Here is a 24881-nt window from a genome sequence, read left to right as displayed (position 1 = left end):
CTTTGCTAGCCTCCACATGGTTAACAAATCGTTAACGGCGCAGGCAGAGATTGGTGATGATCTCAGCCGGCGATGCCGCTTCTCCGATCCATCACGTCATTAGGCAGAAGAAAGGTCCCGAGCACTCGCGTCTGTTGGAACAGATGAGGCCTGTGGGATTTCGCACTCTGGTCGAAGGAACCACCTGAAGAGGGCTTTACGCAGATCCTTCAAGTCGATTTCGGAGAGGTGCGGGTCGAAGAAGTGCGCATCTAAAATACCATATAGAGAAACGAAGCGATCCGATCGCTCTATCTCGGACAAGTCTGGCAGTTCCATGGAGGGCATCGCTTCGCTTGCGGAGTTTTTGCTTGATTTCCAGCGGGTTTGCCGCAATATTGCCGCAGTCAACGGACCCGTTCACGGGTGGCTTCTCCGGGCGCCTATCCCCCGGCAACCTACAAATTCCCCGCATCGCGATTGCTTGCATCAGTTCCCGTTGGAGCTCCCAAAGCCATGAACCAGCTTCTGGATCCGAGCCCTGACGAAGCGACGATGACCCTACGCGCTATCTCAATGATCAACGACATCAACTCCCGGATCGACCACCTCCCATCGTCGCCGGCATGGAGACCTTAAACTTGAACCGCGATTTCATTGGCTCACTCAAGTCCGAATGGTTCGGCAACGTCAAAGGTGACACGCTTGCCGGCCTCGTCGTGGCGCTGGCTCTCATCCCCGAAGCTATCGCCTTTTCCATCATTGCTGGGGTCGACCCGAAGATCGGCCTTTACGCATCCTTCTCGATCGCCGTGCTGATCGCCTTCGTCGGTGGTCGGCCCGGCATGATTTCCGCCGCAACAGCGGCCACTGCCGTTCTCATGGTCACGCTGGTGCGCGACCATGGCCTCCAGTATTTGTTGGCGGCCACCGTTCTGGCCGGCATCATCCAGATCGTCGCGGGCATATTCCGCCTCGGCTATCTGATGCGCTTCGTGTCGAAGTCCGTCATGACAGGCTTCGTCAACGCGCTTGCCATCCTTATCTTCATGGCACAGTTGCCTGAACTGACGAACGTGCCTGTCCTGACCTATGTCCTGGTCGCGGCCGGCCTCGGCATCATCTATCTCTTCCCATACGTGACGAAGGCAGTGCCTTCGCCGCTGGTCTGCATCGTGGTCCTGACCGCGCTGTCGATCTGGTTTGGCTTCGACATCCGCACCGTCGGCGACATGGGCGAACTGCCCTCGACCCTGCCAATCTTCCTGATCCCGCAGATCCCGTTCAACCTCGAAACGCTGATGATCATCCTGCCTTATTCCGTGGCGGTGGCTGCCGTCGGCCTGCTGGAATCCCTGATGACGGCGCAGATCGTCGATGATCTCACCGACACGCCGAGCGACAAGAACCGTGAATGTGTCGGCCAAGGCATCGCCAACACGATGACCGGCTTCATCGGTGGCATGGCCGGTTGCGCCATGATCGGCCAGTCGATCATCAATGTTAAGTCCGGTGGCCGCGGCCGGCTGTCGACCTTTTGCGCCGGCATCTTCCTGCTTTTCATGATCCTTGTGCTCGGTGATCTCGTCAGCCAGATCCCGATGGCCGCACTTGTCGCGATCATGATCATGGTCTCGATCGGCACATTCTCCTGGTCCTCGGTCAAGAACCTCAAGGATCACCCGCGCTCGTCGTCGATCGTGATGATCGCGACGGTCTTCGGGGTGGTCTACACGCATAACCTCGCCATCGGCGTTCTGATCGGCGTACTGCTGTCGGCCGTCTTCTTCGCCTGGAAAATCTCCCAGATCTTCCGCATCACTTCGGCTCTGTCGGCTGACGGTTCCCACCGCACCTACACGGTCGAGGGACAGGTGTTCTTCGCCTCAGTGGATGACTTCAACAAGGCCTTCGACTTCAAGGAAGCCCTCGACAAGGTTACGATAGACGTCAGTCATGCCCATATCTGGGATATCTCCAGCGTGGCAGCCCTCGACATGATCGTCCTGAAGTTCCGCCGCGAAGGCGCCGACGTCGAGATCATCGGCATGAACGAAGCGAGCGAGACCATCGTCGATAAACTCGCCATCCACGATAAGCCCGGCGCCATGGAACGCCTGATGGGCCACTGAGGGAGGAACGATAATGACAAGAATACTCGGACTGATCGACGGCTCGTCTTATGCCCAGAGCGTGTGCGACCACATCGCCTGGATTGCCTCCAAGACCGACGTCACCGTGGAGATCCTCCACGTGATCGGCCGGCGCGACCTCTCGTCGCAACCGGTGAACCTGAGCGGCAATATCGGCCTTGGCGCCCGAACCGCCCTGCTCGAGGAACTCGCGGAACTCGACGCGCAAAAGGCCAAGGTCGCCCACAAGCGCGGACGCCTGTTGCTTGAAGAGGCAAAAGCCCGTCTTCAGGCGGCCGGCATCGAGAATGTCGAGACGAAGCTGCGCAACGGCGATCTGATCGAGACCGTGCAGGAGTTCGAAGCCAATGCCGACATCATCGTCATAGGCAAGCGCGGTGAAGGGGCGGATTCGGCCAAGGGCCATCTCGGATCCAACCTCGAGCGTGTGGTTCGCTCGACCCAAAAGGCGATCGTCATTGCCTCGCGAGCTTTCAAGCCGGTGAACAAGCTGTTGATCGCCTATGATGGCGGCACCATGGCGATGAAGGCGGTGGACCAGATCTCCCGCAGTGCGATCCTCGACGGCCTCGCAACCAAGCTGCTGATGGCAGGTGCCGACACGCCGGAAAACCGCAAGAAGCTTGACGACGGGGCTATAATTTTGAAGGCTGCCGGCTATGCGCCGGAAGTGGCCCTCATCCAGGGGCAGGCCGACAAGGTGATTGCCGAGACGGTGGAGATAGAGGGCTTCGATCTTCTTGCCATGGGCGCCTACAGCCACTCGCGCCTGCGCTCCCTCTTCATCGGCTCCACCACCACCGAGATGATCCGCTCCTGCAGGGTGCCGGTCGTCATCTTCCGCTAAGGACAAGAAGGGCGGGCCCTTTGTCCGCCCTTCTTGTCCGAAGGAGAACCATGAAGACCATTGAGGATCCGGATATCATCGAGACCTTCAGGAAGCGCCTTGAGGCGGAATTGCTCGAGACGATCCGGCTGATGGAAGAGAGCCGGGAATACAGGGCGCCGGTGGAACTCGACCAGCAAAGCGTCGGCCGGCTATCCCGCGTGGATGCCATGCAACAACAGGCCATGGCCCAAGACATCAATCGTCGGCGCCAGCATCGGAAAGTCGCGATCGAACGCGCCTTGTCCCGGATCCGCGATGGCGAATTCGGCTATTGCGCCGAATGCGGCGAACCGATTGCCGTTCGGCGGCTGGAAATAGACCCGACCTTCGAGGTCTGCGTGCGTTGCGCGCCATAGCTGGCGCAAGCAATTACGCGAACAATAGGAGAGATTCATGCCGCGGGAGGGTGAGCCACGCGAGTGGTGTGGCACCAACCTCGTCCAGATTGCCGTCGACTCGCCCCTACTGGCTGAGCCCGCCGATCACGTGATTGTCGTCGCGGCCGACGCGAAATTGGTGCCAATGTTCGAGAAGCAGAGAGACGATGGCGTGCCGGTTGCGGAGATCTGCCGGAGGGCGGGGATCAGCGAGGCGACGTATTCAATTGGCGCAAGAAGTATGGCGGCCTGATTGCACGGAGACTTGCACATTTTAACGCGATTGGACAGGCGAAGCGGAACTTACTCCCGCCCCGCGCGAGGAGCTAAATCGGCTTTGTCTGCACCGGAACGACGGATTGGGTGTCGACCGCGGACTGTCCTCAGCTAGAACCGCTAGCGCGGATCCGAAACACGGCGGCACAGGTCTGCGATACCGTCCTCTCCGCAGGGGCCCGCAGGGACAATCCGGATCTTATCTTCTTCGCTGTGGACCTTGGCGGTCTCCCGGAGGATGTCGTTCACGGCCGGGTCGGCCTCGGCTTTCGTCGTTAAGGGTTTCTTGCTCATCTACATTTCCTTCGAGTGAGCTACGATTAGCCGACAATCCCCTCCTCTCAATTGAGCCCGGTCTTTCTCAAGGCGCTGATCCGGGACAAATAGTTGGTTCCTGGACCGTCCCGAACCGCGAAGCGCCGGTACCCATTGTGACCCTTTGGTCTTCCGGAATCAGAGCGCCGCCATGACCTTCCAGAGTGAATCGACGAGCATGTCGGCATTCTCGCGTGAAAAGACGAGCGGCGGGCGGATCTTCAGCACGTTGGCGCGGGGGCCGGATGCGCTGATGAGGACGCGTCGCTCGCGAAGTCCATTGACGATGCGGGTGGTCAGGGCTGCGTCCGGGCTCTTGGTTCCCGGGTCGGCGACGATCTCGACGCCAATGAAGAGGCCGGAGCCGCGCACGTCGCCGATGGCGTGGTGGCGGCCCGCCAGATCCTTCATGCCGTCCATCAGATAGCGGCCGACGTCGAAGGCATTCTGCTGCAAGCCATCGATGCGGATTGTGTCGAGCACCGCCTTGCCGGCAGCAGCCGCGACCGGGCTTCCCCCGAAGGTGTTGAAATAGCGCGCCTTTGGGCCGAACTCGGCAATGACCTCCGGTCGCAGCACGATGCCGGCCATCGGGTAGCCGTTGCCCATCGGCTTGCCGAGCGTCACCATGTCGGGGGCAATGCCGTGGCGCTCGAAGCCCCACATGGCCTCGCCCGTGCGGCCGAATCCCGGCTGCACCTCGTCGGCGACGAACAGGCCGCCTGCTTCGTGGATGGCATCCACCGCCGGCTTCAGAAAGCCCTTCGGACCTGCGAAGATGCCGTCGCTGGAAAAGATCGTATCGGCGACCAGCATGGCGGGCTTCATGCCGTGGCGCCTGAGGTCGGCGATGGCAGCGCGGACGTCGCGGCCGAACTTCTCCATCATCTCTTCGGGCGAATGGCGGTAGCTGTCGGGGGCGGGCACGGTGCGCACGTGGGGCCCAAGCGTCACGGATTCTCCGAGCGAGGGCGAGAATTCGGCAACGGCGCTGGTGAGGCCATGATAGGCGAGATCGGTGGCGATGATGCCGGTGCCGCCGGTGACGAAGCGGGCGATGCGCAGGGCAAGGTCGTTTGCCTCGCTGCCGGTGCAGGTGAACATGGCCTGGCTCAGCCCTTCGGGGAAGGTTGCCGTCAGGCTTTCGGCATAGTCGACGATGCCATCATGCAGATAGCGCGTATGTGTGTTGAGAATGGCGGTCTGCCTGGTGATCGCCTCGACGACGCGCGGATGGCAGTGGCCGAGCGAGGCGACGTTGTTGTAGGCGTCGAGATAGCGTTCGCCGGCCGCATCGTAGAGGAAAACGCCTTCGCCGCGCACGAGATGCAGCGGCTTCTCGTAGAACAGGCGGTAGGCCGGTCCGAGCACCTTTTCCCGCCGGGCGATCAGCGCCCGTTCGCTTTCGCTCAACCGTTCGAAATCCTCGCGCGAAAAAGCATTCACCATCGACATGATCAGGCCTCGGAAAGGTTGGGCACGAGCCGCTTCAGCCCGGCCGCAGTGAGATCGGCTGTATTTTGCAGACCGCGCCAGGCGCTGGCGTGGTTGCGCATGATGTAGGCGCGATTTTCCGGGAAGCGGGCCGAGCGCCATTCGGCGATGATGATCGACATGGCGAGGCGCGCCCGGGTGAGAAGCGGCAGGAGCTCCATTTCGGCCTCCTCGAGCGCTCGCGCCGACTGGAAGCCCTCGAGGAAGGCGCCGATGCGGGCGGCCCAGTTGTCGGTCGCGAGATGATAGGAGAGAGCGACGGCGAGGTCGTTGACGACCGGCGCATACACCATATCACCGAAATCGATGATGCCGACGACCCTGGTCGGCTCCACCGGATCGAGCAGGATATTGTGCGGGTTAAAGTCGTTGTGGATGATCTGCCGGCGCGTGAGCGCGGCGATCGCCGGAAGCGACAGTTCGAATTCGTCCAGAATCGCTTCAACCTGTGCGCGGCGCTCCGGGGCCACGTGGTCGACCACCGCGGCAAGATCGGGTGTGTGGGATATGTCCCACATCAGCTTTCCTTCGGGGGGGCGCCCGGCATAGTTTTCAAGGCCAAGCCCGAGTTCGGCCAGCGCCCGGCCGACATTGCGGCTTTGTGCCTCGGAGGCCGACGTGCGGTATTGCAACTCGCCGTCGAGGAACGTGAGCAGGCGCATGATGCGCGGACCTTCCGACGTGGACAAGGTGTGGCTGGCTCTGCCTTCGAGGGTGGGCAACAGCCGGGGCACGGGTACGGTCGGGGCGGCGACCTGAAGGTGCAGCAGTGCGCCGTCCTGGAAGTCCAGCGTGGCCGGATCCTCGGCGGGATTGGCGATCTTCAGGATGAAGGCGGTGCCGTCCGTGGCGGTGAAGAGGAAGGTCTCGTCGCGCTCGCTGGAAAGGCGCTTCACCGCGCCGTTCAGGCCATAAACGGCGCTAACGGAGGCCTGTGCATCGTCGAGCGACGTGGCGCTCCATATCGCCGACATCGAATCCGTTTTCCTGGCGGCCGATTGCTCGGTCATGATCTCTCCGTTGCGTGCGTTTGCCCGCTGGTCGTCCAGCGTTCCCGCATTTTCCAGCGCCGGCCGGCATATCCGTGTCTATGTCGAACATGCCGGCGGCTATCGATACTTGAAACATGCAAAAAAAGATGCATCAAGTATCTTATCACTTTATTTTGCGGATTGGTTCCATGACCGAGTTTTCGACACTGGAATATGCCAACCTCAACAGCGTCGTTTACGGCGCGTTGTGCGATGCGCTGATGCAGGGTCGCTTCCAACCCGGCGATCGTCTGAAGATTCGGGATCTCGCCGAACAATTCGGCACCAGTGTCACGCCGATCCGCGATGCCATCCTGCGTCTGGTCAACGACGAAGCCGTCACCTTCCGCTCGCCGCGCGACATCCGCATCGCGGGCCTCAGCGAAGAACGCTACCGTGAAATCCGCGCCATTCGCATCCGCCTGGAGGGCCTTGCCGCAGAAACCGCTGCCCAGGTGGCGACAAGCGCGGATATCCAGGCTCTGGAGCAGATTGTGCGCGAAAACGAGGCCGCGATCTCGGACGGGGATCGGCTGAGAGGTACGCAACTCAACCAGGCCTTCCACTTCATGCTGCCAACGATCGCCGGGCTTCCGGTACTCACCAGTATTTTGCGCCGGCTCTGGCTGCAGATGGGGCCGCATATTTCCGGCGCCTATCTCGCCGGCGGCCGGGCGATGATCGACCATCACTATCCGGTCATCGAGGCGCTGAAGCGGCACGATCCGGCTGCGGCCTCCATGGCGATCGTCGACGACATCCTGTTGGGCGGAAAGCCGATCCTTGACCGTATCGCAAGCGGCGTGGACCGTGACGCACGCCGCGCCTGACGGCGGCAAGAACTGAGGGCTTGCAATTCATCCGCCGCGGATTACGATGTATCAAGCATCAAGGAGAATTCCGCATGACCGATGAATGCCGCTACATGCTGCTGACGGGAGCAAGCCGCGGCATCGGGCATGCGACGGTGAAGCTTTTTCAATCGAAAGGCTGGCGTGTCCTCACTGTGTCTCGCCAGCCCTTTTCCGAGGAATGCGCCTGGCCATCCGGCCGGGAAAGCCACATACAGGCCGATCTTGCGGATCTTTCGCAGATCGACCGCCTTGCGGCGACCGTGCGGGAGCGGCTGCCGCACGGCAAGCTGCACGCGCTCGTCAACAATGCCGGTATTTCGCCCAAAGGGCCGAACAGGAGCCGGCTCGGTGTCATGGAAACGGATGCGAGCGTCTGGATGCAGGTGCTTAACGTCAACCTCGTCTCGACCGCGCTGATCGCCCGGACCTTGATGCCGGAACTCGAGGCTGCCAGGGGCTCGATCGTCAACGTCACCTCGATCGCCGGTTCGCGCGTTCATCCGTTTGCCGGCGTCGCCTATGCGGCTTCCAAGGCGGGACTGGCGTCGCTGACGCGCGAAATGGCGCATGAGTTCGGCCGACGCGGCGTGCGCGCCAATGCCATTGCGCCGGGTGAGATCGAAACCTCGATCCTTTCGCCCGGCACCGATGCGCTGGTCGCTGCTGAAGTGCCAATGGGAAGATTGGGCGAACCGCGCGAAGTTGCGGAAACCATCTACTTCCTTTGTTCCGAACAGTCCTCCTACATCAATGGAGCCGAAATCCACATCAATGGAGGGCAGCACGTCTGACAAAGGTCAAAAGGGCAAAAAATGTCCGTTGACCGACAATGTCCGGAATGCATCAATCGGTCGATACGTCCAGGGGAAAGGATGTGACGATCGAGCTGGCCGCTGCCAAAGCCGCAAAGGAATGGACGGGTGGCCTGGATGATTACGTCACGGAGCCTGCAACGGCTCAACACAACGAAGAAAAGGGGAATGCCATGAAGACAATCATGAAATCGGGTTTCCGGACAGCAGCCGCCGTCGTTCTGTCGGCCAGCCTCGCTGCGCCGGCTCTCGCGCGCGACCTGACCGTCGTCTCGTGGGGCGGCAACTATCAGGACGCCCAACGCAACATCTACTTCAAGCCGTTCTCGGAAAAACTGGGAAAGCCTGTGCTTGATGAAGCCTGGGACGGCGGTATCGGTGTCATCCAGTCGAAGGTCAAGGCCGGCGCGCCGAACTGGGATGTCGTGCAGGTTGAAGCCGAAGAGCTGGCGCTCGGCTGTTCCGACGGCCTCTACGAAAAGATCGACTGGGACAAGATGGGCGGCAAGGACAAGTTCCTCGACAGCGCCGTCAATGATTGTGGGGTCGGCGCCATCGTCTGGTCCACAGCGATTGCCTATGACGGTGACAAGCTGGCCGCGGGGCCGGCGTCCTGGGCGGATTTCTGGAACGTCGAGAAGTTCCCCGGCAAGCGTTCGCTGCGCAAGGGACCAAAATACACACTGGAATTTGCGCTGCTTGCCGATGGCGTTTCGAAGGACGAGCTCTATGACGTGCTCAGCACTGACGAAGGTGTCGAACGCGCCTTCAAGAAGCTCGATGAGTTGAAGCCGCACATCGTCTGGTGGGAATCCGGCGCCCAGCCGCTGCAGTTTCTGGCTTCGGGCGAAGTGACCATGGCCTCCGCCTACAATGGTCGCATCACCGGCATCAACCGTTCCGAAGGCAAGAACCTCAAGGTCGTCTTTCCCGGCTCCATCTATGCCGTCGACAGTTGGGTCGTGCTGAAGGATGCAGAGAACAAGGATGCCGGACAGGACTTTATCGCCTTTGCCAGCCTTCCGGAGAACCAGTCAAAGTTGCCCGAATTCGTAGCTTACGGCCTGCCGAACAAGGACGCGGCCGCGAAGGTGCCGGCCGAGTTTGCCAAGGACCTGCCGACCGATCCGGCAAACCTGACCGATGCCATTCCGCTCAACGTCGACTTCTGGATCGACAATGCGGAAACGCTGACTGAGCGCTTCAACGCCTGGCTGGCCCAGTAAGAACATCCTGGGGAAGGCGCTCGCATCGAGCGCCTTCCCTGCATGGCCGGGTGCATGCCGTAGGGCGCACCTTTCGCCTTAAGCGATGGAGTCTTCCGTGGCCGAATTCATTCGATTTGACCGCATTACCAAGTTTTACGGCCCGCTCTGCGTGGTCAAGGACCTCGATCTCGGCATCGGCAAGGGCGAGTTCGTTAGCCTGCTCGGACCGTCCGGTTCCGGCAAGACGACGCTCCTGATGATGCTCGCCGGCTTCGAGCAGCCGACCTCGGGCAGCATCGTGGTTGATGGAAAGGCCATCAACGCGGTGCCTACTCACAAACGGGACATGGGCGTCGTCTTCCAAAGCTACGCGCTTTTCCCCCACATGTCCGTTGGCGACAACATCGCCTTTCCATTGCAGATGCGCGGCGTCAGCAAGGGGGAGATCGGCGAGCGCGTCAAGCGAGCGCTCGACATGGTTCAGATGTCGGCCCTTTCCGACCGGCGCCCCATCCAACTCTCCGGCGGTCAGCAGCAGCGCGTGGCGCTGGCCCGTGCCCTCGTTTTCGAGCCGCGCGTCGTTCTGATGGACGAGCCGCTCGGCGCGCTCGATAAGCACTTGCGGGAGCAGATGCAACTCGACATCCGCGACCTGCACCGTCGCCTCGGCCTTACTATCGTCTTCGTTACGCACGACCAGTCCGAGGCACTCACCATGTCGGACCGGGTTGCCGTCTTCAACAAGGGCAATATCGAGCAGATCGGCACGCCGCGCGAGGTCTATGACGCGCCGGCGACGCGTTTCGTCGCCGAGTTCATCGGCGAGACCAATCTCTTTGAAGCCGTTGTGGAATCAGTGAACGGAGAGGAAGCGGTCGTGCGGCTTCCGTCCGGCGCACAGATCATCTCGGTTGTTTCCGGCAGTGTCGCTTCCGGCCAGACCGTGCTTCTCTCCATTCGCCCGGAACGGGTGGAGCTTGCAGAGACGCGGGGAGAGGCGCACAACGTGCTGGAAACGGAGGTGACCGATTCCGTCTACCAAGGTGATCACCTGCGTGTGCAGTTGCACAACTCCATCCACCCGCTGATTGCCAAGCTCGGTCGACGCTCGCGCGAATTCGCGCCCGGCACCAAGGTTTTTGCGACCTTCGCGGCCGATGATTGTCGGGTCATCGTGCCATGAGCGCAACCTCCTCCCGCACGGGGCGGTCGCTTTTCCTGCTCGCGCCGCTTATGCTTTTCCTCATCGGCTTCTTCGTGTGGCCGCTTTTCAGCATGATGTCGCAGTCCGTTTCCGATCCCGCCGTGCTGCGCCTGCTGCCACGCAGCGCCGACGTCCTCGCCGATTGGGACCGCACGTCACCACCGACAATGGAAATGCAGGCTGCGGTGATCGAGGACCTGAGGGCGGTCGATGACGACCAGGCGCTTGGCGACATGGTGCGCCGCCTCAACAGCGCCCGTTCGGGTTTCCGCACGCTGATGGGCAAGACGATGAGTGCGATCAGCGACAACGCCAATCCGCCCACCGACCTCGTTTCCATCGACAACCGCTGGGAGAGGCCGGAATTCTGGCTGGCGATTGCCAACGCGCTCTCCCCCTATACCGACCGCAACCTGCTCGCGGCCGTGGATCTCGGGCGTAATGCCGCGGGCGAGATCGAACACCTGCCGGCGGAGCAGTCGGTGAACCGCGTGATCCTCCTGCGCACCTTCTGGATTGCCGCGCTAGTCACCTTCGCCTGCGCCTGCATCGGCTATCCCTATGCCATCATCGCCGCTTCGCTTACCGGCTGGAAGCGCGACCTGATGCTCGCCGCCGTCCTCTTGCCGCTATGGACCTCGCTCCTGGTGCGGACCGCAGCCTGGTTCATCCTGTTGCAGGAAAAGGGGCTGATCAACGATCTCCTGCTGACGCTCGGCATCGTCAATTCGCCGCTCGCGCTGATCTTCAACCGCACCGGTGTCATCATCGCCATGACCCATGTGCTGCTGCCCTTCATGGTCCTACCGATCTATTCGGTGTTAATCACCATTCCGAAGAACCTGATGCCGGCCGCCGCATCGCTCGGCGCCCATCCGATTCGCGCCTTCCTGCGCGTGCTCTTGCCGCTCAGCCTACGCGGCGTCGCCTCTGGCGGGTTGCTCGTCTTTATCTCGGCGATCGGCTATTACATTACGCCTGCGCTGATTGGCGGGCCGGGCGACCAGATGATCTCGTCCATCATCGCCTTCTATGCGACGGGCTCGGCAAACTGGGGAATGGCCGGCGCACTGGGTGTCGTTCTGCTTGTCGCCACGCTGTTGCTCTACAGTGTCTATGCGCGGCTCTCCCGCGACGAGCCGGGGAGGCACTGACGATGCCGATGAAAATCGCCAAGGCGACCTTCGCCACGCTGGCCATCCTCTTCCTCGTCGCGCCCCTGATCGCCATTCTGCCGCTCGCCTTCACCTCGAGCGTCATCCTCACCTATCCGATCCCCTCCTGGTCGCTGCGTTGGTTTGAGGAACTGTTCTTCGCCGATGCCTGGCGGCGGGCCATCGTCAACAGCCTGATCATCGGTACGGGCACCACGCTGCTGGCCACCGTGCTCGGCACGGCGGCCTCGGTCGGCCTGCGTAACCGGCTGCTTTTCTTCCGTGGCTCAATCCGCACGCTCTTCTTGTTGCCGATGGTCGTGCCGGCCGTCGTGCTCGGTGTCGGGATGCAGGTACTGCTGTCGGGGTTTGGCCTCACCAACAGCTATCTTGGGGTGATCATCGCTCATACCGTCGTCGCCGTCCCCTTCGTGGTGGTCAGCGTCACCGGGGCGCTCGCGGGAATCGACGAGCGTGTGGAACTGGCCGCCCAGAGCCTCGGCGCTTCGCCGTCGACGGTCTTTCGCCGCGTCACGCTGCCGCTTGCCATGCCCGGCGTTCTGTCCGGCGCGGTGCTTGCCTTTGCCACTTCGCTCGACGAGGTGGTGCTGACGCTTTTCGTTGCCGGCCCCAACCAGCGCACGCTAGCGCGGCAGATGTTTTCCTCGATCCGCGAGAACATCAGCCCCGCGATCGCCGCGGCCGCCTTCCTCTTCATTGCAGCAACGGTGATCATCGGGCTCATCCTGGTGCTGTCGAGATCTATGCTGGCGAAACGCACTGGGTGATCAACACCGACGTGCCGGTTCGTCGCTTGACCTGAGACCCACTTTCCCTCCATTTTTCGGGAGAGTCTTGGGTTTTCAATCTGGCCTCATGCGGCCTGTTTTCCATAGCCATTTTCATTGCGAATTCGCTGGGGGTGATATTGCCCAGCGACGAGTGGGGTCTGTTCCTGTTGTAATCCTCCTTCCATGCGGTGATGGCGGCGCGGGCCTGAGTGAGCGACGAGAACAGCGTCTCGTTCAGGCACTCGTCACGGAAGCTGCCGTTAAAGCTTTCGACGAAGCCGTTCTGCATTGGCTTGCCTGGGGCGATGTAGTGCCATTCGACCTTTGCTTCCTGGCACCATTTGAGGATGGCCATGCTGGTCATCTCCGTGCCGATGTCCGAGACAATCGTCCTCGGCTTTCCCCGTCTGGCGATGAGACTGTCCAACTCGCGGGCAAGCCGAGCGCCTGACAGGGATGTATCGGCGACCAGGCACAGGCATTCGCGGGTGAAGTCGTCGACGGCGGCCAGGACCCGAAAGCGGCGACCGTCGGTGAAGGCATCGCTGACGAAGTCCAGGCTCCAGCGCTCGCCCGGACGCGACGGCAAAGCCAGGGGACGTCTCGTGCCCAAGGCCCGCTTTCGGCCGCCACGCTTGCGCACCGTCAGCTTCTCCTCGCGGTAGAGACGCCGAAGCTTCTTCAGGTTCATGAAGATCCCCTGGCGTTTGAGCAACACGTGGATGCGCCGATAGCCGAAGCGGCGGCGTTCGGATGCCACCTTCTTCATCGCCTCCCGAATGGCCGCATCGTCAGGCCGAACGCTGCGATATCGCATGCTCGACCGATCCACCGACAGAACCTCGCACGCCCGACGCTGGCTCATCCCATGTTGCACACAGACGTGAGCCACCGCATCCCGCTTCACATCGGGCGTCACCACAAATGGGATGGTCCGCCTCGTCCTCCTGCCGCATCATGAGGCGGTCAAACCAAAGGAGGTTGCAATGCCACAACGCAATGTGCCGCGTCCCGCGGCGGTCTATGGGATTGATATTGGTAAAAACATCTTCCACGTCGTCGCGTTGGGGAGCGACGGTACGGTCATCCAGCGGGTTCGGTTTCGACGGGACACGCTGCTTCATTTCTTCCAGCGGGCAGCATCAGCGATCGTCGGGATGGAATCTTGTGCAGGGTCTCAGTGGATTGCGAGGAAGATCCAGGCGATGGGTCATAAGGTACGGCTGATACCGGCCCAGTTTGTGAAACCTTACGTTAAGTCGAACAAGAGTGACATCATCGACGCGGAGGCAATCGCTGAGGCCGCCACGCGACCAACGATGCGATTTGCTACACTGAAAACTGAGGAACAGGCCGACCTTCAAGCCTTGCACCGGGTGCGTGACCAGATGATCGGCACGCGAACCCGCTTAATCAACCAGATGCGTGCTTTCTGCCTCGAATATGGTGTCGCGCTACGACAGGGCGCAGGTCTGTTCAAGCTCGACCTGCCCGAGGCTCTTGAGGATCAGGCAAACGATCTTTCGCCGGCAATGCGCAAACTGCTCAGCGAACTGTTTGCCGATCTGCGTCAGTTGGCAAAGCGGATTGGTGATGTCACGCGCGAGATCGAAGCGATCGCCAGTCGCGAGGATGTGGCACGACGGCTCATGACAATTCCTGGCATTGGAGCCTTGGGAGCCACTGCACTTCTTGCTGCTATTGGAAGCGGCAGACAGTTCCGGAAAGCGCGTGATCTGGCCGCATGGTTAGGCCTTGTGCCGCGGGAGTACTCGACCGGAGGGAAGCAGAAGCTTCTCGGGATCAGCAAGCGAGGCAACCGCTATGTCCGTAAACTGCTTGTCCATGGTGCGCGATCCTGCTTCCGACACCTCGACCGAACAAAGGATCGGCTGGGAGGCTGGCTGGACGGTCTTCAAGCCCGAATGCACCCTAACAAAGCTGTTGTCGCACTTGCCGCCAAAATGGCCCGGATCGTCTGGGTCGTCCTGACCAAACCGGGAGCACTCTACGAGCGCAGAGATCCTGCCTTCGCCTGATGGTCCTGGTTCGATTGCAAGGCTCGGGAATAGTGATGACGAAACAGTGGATCAACATGCCGTAAGCCCCGTGCAAAAAAGCGGGCTTCGTGCCCGAACCATTTATTGGGAACGGCGTGTGCGGATCTCATCATGGCCTGGCTGCAACCGCAGCTCACTCGCGAGAGGCCGGATACATTTATGCAACTGGAATCGTCGCTCACGATGTCTCGTACCCTTGCACGGGCGAGGCGGACCATACATTCTTTCCCAACAGGTCCTTCAAAGCCGCATTGTCGAGCATCGCGTCAGCCAGAAGCCGCTTCAGCTTGGCGTTCTCGTCCTCAAGAGTCTTCAGCCGCTTGGCCTCCGACACGTCCATGCCGCCAAATTTGGCCTTGTATTTGTAGAAGGTTGCATCCGAGATGCCGTGCTTGCGGCAGACATCAACCGTCTTCGCACCGTTCGCCAAGGCTCACCCTGCTCCTTCAATATCCCGATGATCTGTTCTTCCGTGAACCGTGAACGCTTCATTCGTCCGTCTCCTTGTTGTGACGGACTTTACCAAAATCTGGAGGAAGATCAGGGGCTCAGGTCATCAGGTCAGCTCAGGTCAGCTTCCACGAACGGTGCAAACGCAAACGCCGCCCCGGAGGGCGGCGGATAAGCGTTTGATACGCGATAATTTTTGGTTGCGGGGGCCTGATTGCACGGAGGCTTGTACGGAACCTCACTTAAGTGGCGGTTAGTCGGGCATTTTGCGAGATAAGCTTATTTACGGAACAGAGCCGCGCTGTTTCCCCCCTGCCCTTATGGGTTTCTGGCGTATTTGTAGACGGTGTTGCGTGAGACGCCGAGCGTCCGTGCCGTTAAGCTGATGTTGTTTCCGTTGCTGCGCAGCATCTCGGTGACTTCCCGGCCGATCTTGGTGCGCAGGGAATGGGTCTGGCGGCCGATGCCTACTCCTGGGTGGCCGAGCAAATCGAGAACATCAGAAGGTGCAATCCGGTTTCCGTCTGCGGCCATCACCAGTTGCAGCAGGGCGGACCGCAGTTCGCGCATGTTTCCGCGCCAGCCGAATGCCGCCATCAGCGTCGCAGCGGCGGGATCGATCTGCATCCCCGGCGAAATCTCCGCCAGCATGCGGTCGAGCACGGCGCCGAAATCGGTTCGGTCGCGCAGCGCCGGTAGCTCCAGACGAATGACGCCAAGGCGATAGAACAGATCCTCCCTGAAGCGCTTGGTGGCGATCGCCTCCTCGAGGTCGACATTGGTGGCAGCGACGATCTGCGTATCGACCTTGCGCACCTGATGGCTGCCGACCGGGCGGACCTCGGAACTGTCGAGGAAGCGCAACAGCGCCACCTGGCTCGACAGCGGCATGTCGCCGATCTCGTCGAGGAAAAGCGTGCCGCGATCAGCGGCGACGGCCAGTCCCTCGGCGCCCGTGCGCTGGGCTCCGGTGAAGGCGCCGCCGACATAGCCGAAGAGTTCGGCCTCCAGCAGATGCTCGGGCAGCGCGCCGCAATTGACGGCGATGAAGCTACCCTGGCGCCCGCTTGCCTTGTGGATATGCCGGGCCAGCATTTCCTTGCCGGTGCCACTTTCGCCGCGGATCAGGAAGGGCGGTCTGAAGCGGACGGCGCGGGCTATCTTGTCCAGTTGCTGGCGCACGACGGCGTCGTTGGCGACGAAGTCGGGCTTCGTCGAGGGTAGCAGACGACCGCTGGCCGTGTTGGCGCTGGCTGTTTTTCCGGCCTGGGGCAAGCGCCTCTCGAAACTGTGGCGATTGCGCCAGTGGACAGCGTAACGGCTGCCGAAACCATCGCGCAGCGTCGGCTGCCGGCTGTTCGACATCTCCGCCAGAGCCAGATCGAACGGAGTGTCGAAGATGGCGTTGAATTCCGTGCCGGGGCGCAGCGGGATACCGCGCAGGATCTCCCGTGCACGTTTGTTGACCGCCACCAGCCGTCCATTGGCATCGAACGAGACAAGCCCGCCGCTGACCGAATTCAGCAGTTCCCAGCGGGAATGAAACAGCACGACGATGTGCTTCTCCTGCTGGGCGAGAAACAGCGAGTTCTCGATATGGGTGGCGGCCATGCGCATCAGCGCCAGGGTGTGGCTGTGGCGCGCGCTGCAATCGGACGAGGCGTCGAGCACGCCGGCAAGTTCACCGTCGGAATGCAGGATCGGCGCGGCAAAGCAGCTGACATCGGAATAGGCGGCAAAGAAGTGTTCCTCGCCGTGAACGATCAGCGGCTGGCGACCGGCCGCGCAGGTTCCCAGAGCATTGGTGCCGCGCAGGCTTTCCTTCCACACGGCGCCCGGCACGATCCCTCGACCCGGTCTGCTGGACTGGAAGTCGCCATCGGCGATGGTATCGAGCACCGTTCCTTCGGCATTGCCGAAGGCGATCAGGAAATTGCTCCCGGCGATCTGCTGATAGAGCGAATGCATTTCGGCCACGGCGAAGCGATGGGTCAGTTCATCGCGCTCGCGCAACTGCTTGAGCTCCCGCGTGCCGATCTGGATCGGCGGCGGCGTCACCCGAGGATCGAGCCCGGATTCGATGCAGCGCTGCCAACTCTCGGCGATCTGCGGATTGACGAGATTGCCGTCGACCTGTCCACCCTGCATCAACGTGATCCTGAGCCTCTTCAGGCGCTCAGTCCGTGAAAGCATCTGTCTGTTCCCCCCGGACAGCGCCTCTCCTCAGGCTTTTCAAGGGTTTTGTCCCTTCTTGTCCGGGTCTTAGTGGACCAATTTTCGCTGCCGCTGGCAAGTGTTCATGATTTGAACACGTGAAGCCCTGCCGCTGTTGTGGGCCTGAACATCATGCGCTGCCGCGAGCGCACTGCACCAAAACCTCATCTCTTTGATTTCACTTATTTCTTTCAGGTGAACAGGCAGTTGGCACGGCAACTGCAATGAGAAAGACGGAAAGACAATACGCCGAGTGAGGAGGCTTTGGAATGAAGGCAGCAGTTCTGCACGAATATGACGAGAAGCTCGAGAAGAGCGAATTCGTAGTCTACGAGGATGTGCCCGATCCCCGTATCGAGGGGCCAAACGATGTGATCGTGCGTATCGGCGGGGCGGGCGTCTGCCGCACCGACCTGCACGTCATCGAAGGTCTGTGGCGCAACAATTCCGATGTCCAGCTGCCCTATATCATGGGGCACGAAAATGCCGGATGGGTTGAGGAAGTCGGTGCGGGCGTTACGCACTTCAAGCCGGGCGACGCGGTGATCTGCCATCCGCTGGTCACGTCGGGCCATTGCCTCGCCTGCCGGCGCGGCAATGACATGCATGCCGAGGAAAGCTCCTTTCCCGGAATCAATACCAATGGCGGCTATGCCGAATATCTGCAGACCGGCGCACGCTCGCTGATCAAGCTGCCGAAGACGCTCGCGCCGAAGGATGTGGCGCCCTACACCGATGCCGGCCTCACCGCCTACCGAGCCTGCAAGAAGGCCGCCCAGCACCTTCTGCCCGGACAATATGCCGTGGTGATCGGCGTCGGCGGCCTCGGTCATATCGGCGTCCAGGTGCTGAAATCGCTCTGTGCGGCGAAGGTCATCGCCGTCGACCGCTCGAAGGAAGCGCTTGAGCTTGCTGCCAAGTGCGGCGCCGACGAACTGGTGCTCGCCAATGGCGAACAGGTCGACAAGGTGCTCGCATTGACCGGCGGATGGGGCGCCGAGGCCGTCATCGATTTCGTCGGCGAAGGCAGTGCGATCCTGGAGGGGCTCGCCATGACCCGCAACGACGGCGCCTACTACATCGTCGGCTATGGGGGAAAGCTCGAGATCCCGACCATCGACATGATCACGTCGGAAAAACGGATCGTCGGCAATCTCGTCGGCACCTATCCCGAACTGGTCGAACTCATGGCGCTTGCCGATCAGGGCAAGGTCCACCTGGCAACGGCGGAATACCGGCTGGCCGATGCCAACCGCGCCCTACTCGACCTTCACCACGGCAAGATTCACGGCCGCGCGGTGCTTATTCCTTGATGAGGAGCCGGCTTTCGCCGGCAAGGATTTTAAACCTGGGAGAGAGAAACATGACATTGAAGACATTGCTTCTGACCGCCAGCACGCTTGCGCTGGCGGCCGCCGCGGCACCCGCCATGGCGGCGGACTACAGCCGCTTCGGCATTCCGGCCGACCTGCCGGGAACCTGCTCCTACGAGGCGATCGACGCCAAGGACTATTCCGGCCGCACGCTCAACATCATCACCCATGCCGTTCCGGTGATCGGCGAGCCGACTGCGCTCCACGCCAAACAGTTCGAGGAACTGACCGGCGCCAAGGTGAGCGTCGTGCATGTACCGTTCGGGGACCTGTTCCAGCGCATCCTGATTCCGTTCCAGACGGGGCAGAATGCCTATGACGTGCTGTTCTACGGCTCTCTATGGATCGGCGACCTCAACCCCTTCCTGGCCCCCGTTCCGGATGCCTATCGCGAGTCGACCGGCATGAAGGATGTCACCCGCAACTACATCGACGTCGCCAAGTGGGGGGACCAGATGGTGCAATATCCGATCGACGGTGACCGGCACTATCTGAAGTACCGCGCCGACATGTTCGAAAACCCGGAGATGCAGGCGAAGTTCAAGGAAGCGACCGGCCGCGACCTGACCGTGCCCGCCACCTGGGAAGAATATAACGAAGTCGCCAAGGTCTTTTCCGGCTGGGACTGGGACGGCGACGGCAATCCCAATTTCGGCTCGGCTGAAGTCGCCAAGCGCGACGACCTGATGTTCTCGGCCTTCATCAGCCGCGCGGCACCCTATGCCAAGAACCCGAACGTCAAGGGCGGCTTCTTCTTCGACCTCGAAACCATGGAGCCGCTGATCAATTCGCCCGGCTTCGTGCGCGGCCTTGAGCTGTTCGTCGCGGCCTCGAAGGACTGGGCGCCGGGCGGCGCCAATTTCGGCCTCGGCGACGAGATCTTCGCCTTCGGCGGCGGCCAGTCGCTGATGAGCTATTCCTGGGACGATGCCTTCGTCCAGGCGCAGCAGGCCGACAGCCCGATCCGCAACAAGGTGGCCGCGGCGCCTCTGCCGGGCGCCCGCGAGGTCTGGAACCGCAAGACCAAGCAGTGGGACAAGTTCGAGGAGCCGAACCGCGCGCCCTACATCACCTGGGGCTGGACCTCGGCGGTGTCGGCCAAGTCGAAGAACCAGGACATGGCCTTCGACTATCTGTGCTTCTTCTCCAACGAAGCCAACACACTGTCCGACCTGCAGGTCGGCCGTTTCGGCGTCAATCCCTACCGCACCAGCCATTTCGATCCAGCGCTATGGACCGACAAGCTCGGCTGGGATGCCGATCTTGCCAAGAGCTACGTCGAAACGCTGTCGGGCATGGACACCAGCCAGAACCGTGTCTTCGACCTTCGCGTTCCGGGCGTAAACCAGTTCATGACCTCCATGGCAACGGGAGTCGCCTCGGCGATCGCCGGTCAGGCGACACCGCAGGCAGCGCTGGACCAGGTGGCCAAGGAGTGGAAGGAGATCGTCGACCGGATCGGCGTCGACAAGGTGCGCGAGGCCTATGGCCGCGTCGTCGCTCTGGAAGACAACCAGTAACTCCAGGACCGTCGAAAGGGGGCGCATCGTAAGCGGTGCGCCCCTTACCGTGGAGAAGGCTTTTGTCCCGTGTCCTTCGACCGGGGCGGATGTGGCCGTAAACTGAAGGAACGAACCGCGTGTATGGGCTGTCGCGCTACAAACTTTTCTTCCTGCTGCCGGGACTCCTCACCCTGCTGGCGATCATCCTGTTTCCGCTGATCTTCACCATCCGCGTGAGTTTTTCGGGATGGGATGCCGCAAGCCCCGGCCTGAACTTCATCGGAGGCGGCAACTACGGACGCATCTTTAGCGATGCCCGCTTCTGGGAATCCCTCGTCCGGCTCGGCTTCATCGCTACGGCCTGCGTGCTGCTCGAATATGTCATCGCCTTCGCGCTTGCTCTGCTCGTCTGGCATCAGGTGCGGCTGAGGCGGCTGACGCGCGTCCTGTTTCTCATTCCGATGATGACGACACCAGTGGTCATGGCCGTAATCTGGCGCACGATCTTCCACGAATCCCTCGGGCCGGCCAATGACCTGATGCAGATTCTCGGCATTGGAAATATCGCCTGGCTGACAAGCGCCGGCTGGGCGACGGTGGTCGTCATACTCGTCGACGTCTGGCAGTGGACGCCGTTCATGTTCCTGCTGCTGATGGCCGGCCTGCTGTCGCTGCCGAAGGAGCCGTTCCTGGCTGCCGCGATCGATGGCGCCGGACCGATCCGGACCTTCTTCAACGTGACCTTTCCGGCCATGGCACCGATCTCGGCGGGCGCGGTCATCATCCGTCTGATCGAAGCCTCGAAAATCATGGAAACGATCTACGTCGTCACGTCCGGCGGGCCTGGCACGGCCACGGAAACCTCAAGCTACTACATCTTCATCCGGGGTCTGCGCGACTTCCAGATCGGCTACGCGGCGGCGCTGTCGATCACCTATCTGGTGATCATGATCGTGCTCTTGACGATCATCGCCAAGCTTCTCGCCAGATACCTCGTCAAATCGGGAGCCTGATCCATGCCGCGCCTCTTTCGCATCATCAAGACGGCGGCGATCCTCGGATGGAGCGCCTTCGTCATCGCGCCCTTCCTGTGGGCGCTGACAACCTCGTTCAAGACCGCCAACGGGGTTACCGCCGGGCCGACCTATCTGCCCTATGTCGACTACGAGCCTTCGCTCGCCGCCTGGAAGGGTCTGTTCGGATCAGGAGCCGGCAGCATCGACATCGTCCAGCCGTTCGCCGCAAGCATGATCGTCACGCTGTCGGCCAGCGCGATCAGCCTGATCCTCGGTACGTTCGCCGCCTACGGATTGTCCCGCTTCGTCTACAAGGCGGGGCCGATCGGCAACAACGACCTCACCTTCTTCTTCGTCTCGCAGCGGATCATGCCGCCGGTGGTTCTGGCCATCCCGTTCTTCCTGATGCTCGGTCTCTTCGGCCTGCTCGACACGATCCTCGGTCTGGTCATCGTCTACATCGCCCTGCTCCTGCCAATCGCCGTCTGGGTGATGGTCGACTTCTTCAACAATATTCCGCGCGAGCTCGACGAGACGGCGATGATCGACGGCTGCACGCCGATCGAGACCTTCTGGCGGGTGATCCTGCCGAATTCGCTGCCCGGCCTCGTGGTCGCCGGTATCTTCTGCATCGTCTTCGGCTGGAACGACTTCTTCTTCGCCTTCACGTTGACCTTCACCGAGACGCAGTTGCTGCCCGTGGCGATCGTCTCGCTGAATTCCTCGGTGACACCATGGTGGAGCCTTTCCGCCTCGGCACTGGTCTCGGTGGCGCCCCTGATCGTGGTCGCCTTCCTGGTGGAGCGCTACCTTGAAAAAGGCAGCCTCGCCGGCGCACGCAAATAGGAGTTATGATGACCTACGCAATCCGCAATCTGACCGTGGCCGACGGCAACGCCATCCATCTCGACGGGCTGGACGTCGAACTGCCGGCATCAGGCGTCGTCACCGTCATCGGCCGCACGCTCTCCGGCAAGACGACCTTTCTCAAGGTACTGGCCGGGCTGCAGGCAGTACGCTCCGGCAGTCTCGTGCGCGACGGGGTCGATCTCCTGAATATCCCCGCGTGGAAGCGCCGGGTCGGCATGGTCTACCAGCAGTTCGTCAATTATCCGCACCTGAACGTGCGCGACAATATCGTCTTTCCGCTGAGGCGGGCTGGATGCACGCCGTCCGAAATCGAGGCGAAACTCACCTATGTGAGCGACCTGCTCGGCCTGCGCCCCTATCTCGACCGGCGCCCGGCGGAGCTTTCCGGCGGCCAGCAGCAGCGCGTGGCGCTTGCCCGGGCGCTGGTAAAGGATACCGATTTCCTGCTGCTCGACGAGCCGCTGGTCAATCTGGACTACAAGCTGCGCGAACAATTGCGCGACGAGTTCCGACGCATCTTCCGCGACAGCAGAGACCGCCTGGTCGTCTATGCGACGACCGAACCGGCCGAGGCGATGATCCTGCAGGGGCATGTCATCATCCTGCACGAGGGCAAGGCGATCCAGACGGGCGACTATCGCGACGTCTTCCACTATCCCGCCAACACGATCGCGGCGCAGGTTTTCAACGATCCGCCGATGAACCTGCTCGAAGGCGAAATCGCGGGCGGCCGGATGATCCTCGGGCCATCGTTCGAAACGCCGCTGCCGGCGCATTTTTCCACGCTTGCGCCGGATCGCTACACGTTCGGCCTCAGGGCGACGGACCTGGCGCTCGGCGGGGATTTTTCGGCGGTCGTGGCGCTTGCCGAGGTCAACGGCTCGCTGACCGTGCTGCATCTCGATCTGGACGGGCGCAATCTCGTGCTGGAGGAGGAGGGCGTGCATCTGTTTCAGCCAGGCGACAGGATCGGTTTCACCCCGGACAGCGCGCGCTTCTACGCCTTCGATGCGACCACGGGCACGCTGATTGCCGCCCCGCCCCGCAGAAGCGTCTCCGGCCAGAAGGATTGATTGCATGGCAAAGATCGAACTCAGGAGCCTCGCCCATGCCTACGACATCGTCGACGGCAAGCCGAACTACGCGCTCCATCCGCTGAATCTCACCTGGGAGGACGGCGGCACCTATGCCCTGCTCGGTCCGTCCGGCTGCGGCAAGAGCACGATGCTGAACATCGTCTCCGGCCTGCTGATGCCGAGCGAAGGCAGGGTGCTAATCAACGGGATCGACGTGACCTCGGTCGGCGCGGTGAAGCGTAACATCGCCCAGGTCTTTCAGTTTCCGGTGGTCTATCCGTCGAAGACGGTGTTCGAGAACCTTGCCTTTCCGCTGCGTTGCCGCAACACGCCGAAAGGCGAGATCGACCGGCGGGTCAACGAGGTGGCAAGCCTGCTCAATCTCGACGGAGTGCTGCAGAAGCCGGCGCGAAAGCTCACGCCTGACCTCAAGCAACTGATCTCACTCGGGCGCGGACTGGTGCGCGACGACGTGGCGGTCATCCTCATGGACGAACCCCTGACAGTGATCGATCCGCAGCTGAAATTCAGTCTTAGACGCAAGCTGCGCGACATCAGCGCCCAGCACGGACACACGCTGGTCTATGTAACGCACGACCAGAACGAGGCGATGACGCTGGCCGAACAGGTCGTGGTCATGGACCATGGCCGCGTCGTACAGATGGGGAGCCCCCAGGCACTGTTCGAGGAACCGGTGCATCGCCACGTCGGCTATTTCATCGGCTCGCCAGCGATGAATTTTCTCGAGGGCAGGGTCGACGGGGGTACGGTGTCGGTCCTCGGACGCGAGGTCGGTGCGCTCCGCTCTGCCGAAGGCCGTTCGCTGAGCGATGTCGTGGTCGGCATTCGTCCGGAATTCGTCACGCTTACCGACACCCCGCGAGCGGGCACATTGCCTGCAACCGTCATGGATATTCAGGACATGGGCTGCTTCACCATCGTCAGCGCCGACCTCGCGAACAGCACAATCGTGAAGCTACGCACTCCCCATCACGTTCCGCCCATCGGTGCCGCAACGAATCTTGTATTCACGCCCGAGAAGGTTCGCTTCTATAAAGACAATTGGCTCGTGAGCTAGACCGCCGCCCCGGACGCTCTGGTCGGCCAATGGAGCGGATTTTTCCGGTCGGGCTGCATCAGGGCACCGAGAAGGTGGGTAACCTCGTCCGAAGGAAGGGGACGGCGATCGCCGGCCTCATAGTCATACCAGCCACCGCCGGTCTTCTGGCCCTTGCGGCGGGCACTGACCAGAATATCGCCCAAGGTCTCGGGGATATCCTGGCCCACGGCACGCGCGGTAACGCTTGAGGATGCGGTTGCCGATGAAGCCTTCGCAAATGCGGGCAAGCCCAAATCCCGTCGCCAGCATCGTGTCCACGATCTGCTGCGCCGGCACAATCTCCAATAGCATGACGGTGCAGGCAAGCTCGATGCCGGCCAGCGCCCCACCCTCGTGGATCTTGTCGACCATGCGCGACAGCGCCGGGATATCCCGCTCGTCCCACAGGCGCCGCTCGATGAAAGGCGTGATCTCGGACGTGTAGTGAAAATCCACCTGTTCGGCGCAGACGACCGCCCAGCCGCCCTCTGCCTTCACGCCGCGCGTATGGACCAGCGCTGTCGGATCGCGATAGCCCATGCCGTTGCAGTGCAGAACCTGGTAGAACCGTTTCCGGGCGGTCACCGCACCGATCTTCACCGGCTCGGATGAGACGTCATAACGGCTCGGCCGCGCCTAAGGCACTAGGCTCCGGTCGTGGGGCATTTTGCGACGCCGAAAGGG

Annotated in this window: 21 protein-coding genes, 3 pseudogenes and 1 other annotated feature; of the genes and pseudogenes, 17 read left to right on the top strand and 7 right to left on the bottom strand. The window is 61.6% G+C overall.

Annotation, left to right across the window (positions count from 1 at the left end; genetic code table 11):
* Positions 1-388: 388 nt before the first annotated feature.
* Positions 389-439, top strand: a sequence feature (sul1 is cis-regulatory element that is thought to sense ions involved in sulfur or methionine metabolism; They are found in Alphaproteobacteria).
* Between the two features lie 166 nt (positions 440-605).
* From ACWPVA_RS00560 to ACWPVA_RS00545, 4 genes and pseudogenes are all read left to right on the top strand, one after another.
* Positions 606-2111: a SulP family inorganic anion transporter gene (locus tag ACWPVA_RS00560; protein WP_454285809.1), complete on the top strand. Its 1506-nt coding sequence runs from the start codon at positions 606-608 to the stop codon at positions 2109-2111.
* Positions 2112-2124: 13 nt separating this feature from the next.
* Complete coding sequence (locus ACWPVA_RS00555; RefSeq protein WP_454285808.1) at positions 2125-2979, top strand: universal stress protein; 855 nt, start codon at positions 2125-2127, stop codon at positions 2977-2979.
* A gap of 50 nt (positions 2980-3029) precedes the next feature.
* Entirely contained in the window at positions 3030-3377 is a 348-nt protein-coding gene (locus ACWPVA_RS00550; protein WP_454285807.1) for a TraR/DksA family transcriptional regulator, read from the top strand.
* Positions 3378-3543: 166 nt separating this feature from the next.
* Positions 3544-3653, top strand: a pseudogene (locus ACWPVA_RS00545) (transposase); the annotation flags it as partial.
* 141 nt (positions 3654-3794) lie between these two features.
* Here the strand turns inward: ACWPVA_RS00545 and ACWPVA_RS00540 are convergent.
* From ACWPVA_RS00540 to ACWPVA_RS00530, 3 genes are all read right to left on the bottom strand, one after another.
* The gene (locus ACWPVA_RS00540; RefSeq protein WP_454285806.1) at positions 3795-3968 is read right to left on the bottom strand and encodes a hypothetical protein; all 174 of its coding nucleotides are present in this window, start codon (positions 3966-3968) and stop codon (positions 3795-3797) included.
* 159 nt (positions 3969-4127) lie between these two features.
* Entirely contained in the window at positions 4128-5444 is a 1317-nt protein-coding gene (locus ACWPVA_RS00535; protein WP_454285805.1) for an aspartate aminotransferase family protein, read from the bottom strand.
* A gap of 2 nt (positions 5445-5446) precedes the next feature.
* A complete protein-coding gene (locus tag ACWPVA_RS00530; protein WP_454285804.1) occupies positions 5447-6493 on the bottom strand; it encodes a phosphotransferase in 1047 nt (348 codons plus the stop codon).
* A 170-nt stretch (positions 6494-6663) separates the two neighbouring features.
* Here ACWPVA_RS00530 and ACWPVA_RS00525 point away from each other — a divergent pair, with 170 nt between their 5' ends.
* The 6 genes from ACWPVA_RS00525 (at position 6664) to ACWPVA_RS00500 (ending at position 12534) form a co-directional block, all read left to right on the top strand.
* Positions 6664-7344, top strand: coding sequence for a GntR family transcriptional regulator (locus ACWPVA_RS00525; protein ID WP_454285803.1), 681 nt, complete (start codon positions 6664-6666; stop codon positions 7342-7344).
* Positions 7345-7418: 74 nt separating this feature from the next.
* A complete protein-coding gene (locus tag ACWPVA_RS00520) occupies positions 7419-8159 on the top strand; it encodes an SDR family NAD(P)-dependent oxidoreductase (protein ID WP_454285802.1) in 741 nt (246 codons plus the stop codon).
* Between the two features lie 206 nt (positions 8160-8365).
* Complete coding sequence (locus ACWPVA_RS00515; protein ID WP_454289492.1) at positions 8366-9406, top strand: ABC transporter substrate-binding protein; 1041 nt, start codon at positions 8366-8368, stop codon at positions 9404-9406.
* Positions 9407-9491: 85 nt separating this feature from the next.
* On the top strand, positions 9492-10571 hold the full coding sequence (locus ACWPVA_RS00510; protein ID WP_454285801.1) for an ABC transporter ATP-binding protein: 1080 nt from the start codon (positions 9492-9494) through the stop codon (positions 10569-10571).
* Positions 10568-11746, top strand: a complete 1179-nt coding sequence (locus ACWPVA_RS00505) for an ABC transporter permease (RefSeq protein ID WP_454285800.1) — start codon at positions 10568-10570, stop codon at positions 11744-11746. The genes ACWPVA_RS00510 and ACWPVA_RS00505 overlap by 4 nt, the downstream gene beginning before the upstream one ends.
* 2 nt (positions 11747-11748) lie before the next feature.
* Entirely contained in the window at positions 11749-12534 is a 786-nt protein-coding gene (locus ACWPVA_RS00500) for an ABC transporter permease (protein WP_454285799.1), read from the top strand.
* Here the strand turns inward: ACWPVA_RS00500 and ACWPVA_RS00495 are convergent.
* A pseudogene (locus ACWPVA_RS00495) lies at positions 12509-13459 on the bottom strand (IS3 family transposase); the annotation flags it as partial. The gene ACWPVA_RS00500 and the pseudogene ACWPVA_RS00495 overlap by 26 nt on opposite strands.
* Before the next feature lie 64 nt (positions 13460-13523).
* Between ACWPVA_RS00495 and ACWPVA_RS00490 the strand changes: the two are divergent.
* On the top strand, positions 13524-14576 hold the full coding sequence (locus ACWPVA_RS00490) for an IS110 family transposase (RefSeq protein ID WP_454285798.1): 1053 nt from the start codon (positions 13524-13526) through the stop codon (positions 14574-14576).
* A gap of 238 nt (positions 14577-14814) precedes the next feature.
* Here ACWPVA_RS00490 and ACWPVA_RS00485 read toward each other — a convergent pair.
* Positions 14815-15089, bottom strand: a pseudogene (locus ACWPVA_RS00485) (transposase); the annotation flags it as partial.
* A 276-nt stretch (positions 15090-15365) separates the two neighbouring features.
* Complete coding sequence (locus tag ACWPVA_RS00480) at positions 15366-17240, bottom strand: sigma-54-dependent Fis family transcriptional regulator (RefSeq protein WP_454285797.1); 1875 nt, start codon at positions 17238-17240, stop codon at positions 15366-15368.
* Positions 17241-17530: 290 nt separating this feature from the next.
* Here ACWPVA_RS00480 and ACWPVA_RS00475 point away from each other — a divergent pair, with 290 nt between their 5' ends.
* The 6 genes from ACWPVA_RS00475 (at position 17531) to ACWPVA_RS00450 (ending at position 24176) form a co-directional block, all read left to right on the top strand.
* Complete coding sequence (locus ACWPVA_RS00475) at positions 17531-18574, top strand: NAD(P)-dependent alcohol dehydrogenase (RefSeq protein WP_454285796.1); 1044 nt, start codon at positions 17531-17533, stop codon at positions 18572-18574.
* A gap of 50 nt (positions 18575-18624) precedes the next feature.
* Entirely contained in the window at positions 18625-20154 is a 1530-nt protein-coding gene (locus ACWPVA_RS00470) for an extracellular solute-binding protein (RefSeq protein WP_454285795.1), read from the top strand.
* A 119-nt stretch (positions 20155-20273) separates the two neighbouring features.
* On the top strand, positions 20274-21149 hold the full coding sequence (locus ACWPVA_RS00465; protein ID WP_454285794.1) for a carbohydrate ABC transporter permease: 876 nt from the start codon (positions 20274-20276) through the stop codon (positions 21147-21149).
* Positions 21150-21152: 3 nt separating this feature from the next.
* Positions 21153-21998, top strand: a complete 846-nt coding sequence (locus tag ACWPVA_RS00460) for a carbohydrate ABC transporter permease (protein ID WP_454285793.1) — start codon at positions 21153-21155, stop codon at positions 21996-21998.
* A gap of 8 nt (positions 21999-22006) precedes the next feature.
* Positions 22007-23095, top strand: coding sequence for an ABC transporter ATP-binding protein (locus tag ACWPVA_RS00455; RefSeq protein WP_454285792.1), 1089 nt, complete (start codon positions 22007-22009; stop codon positions 23093-23095).
* Positions 23096-23099: 4 nt separating this feature from the next.
* Positions 23100-24176: an ABC transporter ATP-binding protein gene (locus ACWPVA_RS00450; protein WP_454285791.1), complete on the top strand. Its 1077-nt coding sequence runs from the start codon at positions 23100-23102 to the stop codon at positions 24174-24176.
* A gap of 123 nt (positions 24177-24299) precedes the next feature.
* Here ACWPVA_RS00450 and ACWPVA_RS00445 read toward each other — a convergent pair whose 3' ends face one another.
* Complete coding sequence (locus tag ACWPVA_RS00445; RefSeq protein WP_454285790.1) at positions 24300-24797, bottom strand: oxidoreductase; 498 nt, start codon at positions 24795-24797, stop codon at positions 24300-24302.
* Between the last annotated feature and the right edge of the window lie 84 nt (positions 24798-24881).

Source organism: Rhizobium arsenicireducens (assembly GCF_964021225.1).
This window is presented reverse-complemented; position numbering and strand designations above follow the sequence as displayed.

Excerpts from the sequence above, each read along its gene's own strand:
- ACWPVA_RS00560 (WP_454285809.1), top strand. The coding sequence starts at position 606 with ATGGAGACCTTAAACTTGAACCGCGATTTCATTGGCTCACTCAAGTCC.
- ACWPVA_RS00555 (WP_454285808.1), top strand. The coding sequence starts at position 2,125 with ATGACAAGAATACTCGGACTGATCGACGGCTCGTCTTATGCCCAGAGC.
- ACWPVA_RS00550 (WP_454285807.1), top strand. The coding sequence starts at position 3,030 with ATGAAGACCATTGAGGATCCGGATATCATCGAGACCTTCAGGAAGCGC.
- ACWPVA_RS00540 (WP_454285806.1), bottom strand. The coding sequence starts at position 3,968 with ATGAGCAAGAAACCCTTAACGACGAAAGCCGAGGCCGACCCGGCCGTG.
- ACWPVA_RS00535 (WP_454285805.1), bottom strand. The coding sequence starts at position 5,444 with ATGTCGATGGTGAATGCTTTTTCGCGCGAGGATTTCGAACGGTTGAGC.
- ACWPVA_RS00530 (WP_454285804.1), bottom strand. The coding sequence starts at position 6,493 with ATGACCGAGCAATCGGCCGCCAGGAAAACGGATTCGATGTCGGCGATA.
- ACWPVA_RS00525 (WP_454285803.1), top strand. The coding sequence starts at position 6,664 with ATGACCGAGTTTTCGACACTGGAATATGCCAACCTCAACAGCGTCGTT.
- ACWPVA_RS00520 (WP_454285802.1), top strand. The coding sequence starts at position 7,419 with ATGACCGATGAATGCCGCTACATGCTGCTGACGGGAGCAAGCCGCGGC.
- ACWPVA_RS00515 (WP_454289492.1), top strand. The coding sequence starts at position 8,366 with ATGAAATCGGGTTTCCGGACAGCAGCCGCCGTCGTTCTGTCGGCCAGC.
- ACWPVA_RS00510 (WP_454285801.1), top strand. The coding sequence starts at position 9,492 with ATGGAGTCTTCCGTGGCCGAATTCATTCGATTTGACCGCATTACCAAG.
- ACWPVA_RS00505 (WP_454285800.1), top strand. The coding sequence starts at position 10,568 with ATGAGCGCAACCTCCTCCCGCACGGGGCGGTCGCTTTTCCTGCTCGCG.
- ACWPVA_RS00500 (WP_454285799.1), top strand. The coding sequence starts at position 11,749 with ATGCCGATGAAAATCGCCAAGGCGACCTTCGCCACGCTGGCCATCCTC.
- ACWPVA_RS00490 (WP_454285798.1), top strand. The coding sequence starts at position 13,524 with ATGCCACAACGCAATGTGCCGCGTCCCGCGGCGGTCTATGGGATTGAT.
- ACWPVA_RS00480 (WP_454285797.1), bottom strand. The coding sequence starts at position 17,240 with ATGCTTTCACGGACTGAGCGCCTGAAGAGGCTCAGGATCACGTTGATG.
- ACWPVA_RS00475 (WP_454285796.1), top strand. The coding sequence starts at position 17,531 with ATGAAGGCAGCAGTTCTGCACGAATATGACGAGAAGCTCGAGAAGAGC.
- ACWPVA_RS00470 (WP_454285795.1), top strand. The coding sequence starts at position 18,625 with ATGACATTGAAGACATTGCTTCTGACCGCCAGCACGCTTGCGCTGGCG.
- ACWPVA_RS00460 (WP_454285793.1), top strand. The coding sequence starts at position 21,153 with ATGCCGCGCCTCTTTCGCATCATCAAGACGGCGGCGATCCTCGGATGG.
- ACWPVA_RS00455 (WP_454285792.1), top strand. The coding sequence starts at position 22,007 with ATGACCTACGCAATCCGCAATCTGACCGTGGCCGACGGCAACGCCATC.
- ACWPVA_RS00450 (WP_454285791.1), top strand. The coding sequence starts at position 23,100 with ATGGCAAAGATCGAACTCAGGAGCCTCGCCCATGCCTACGACATCGTC.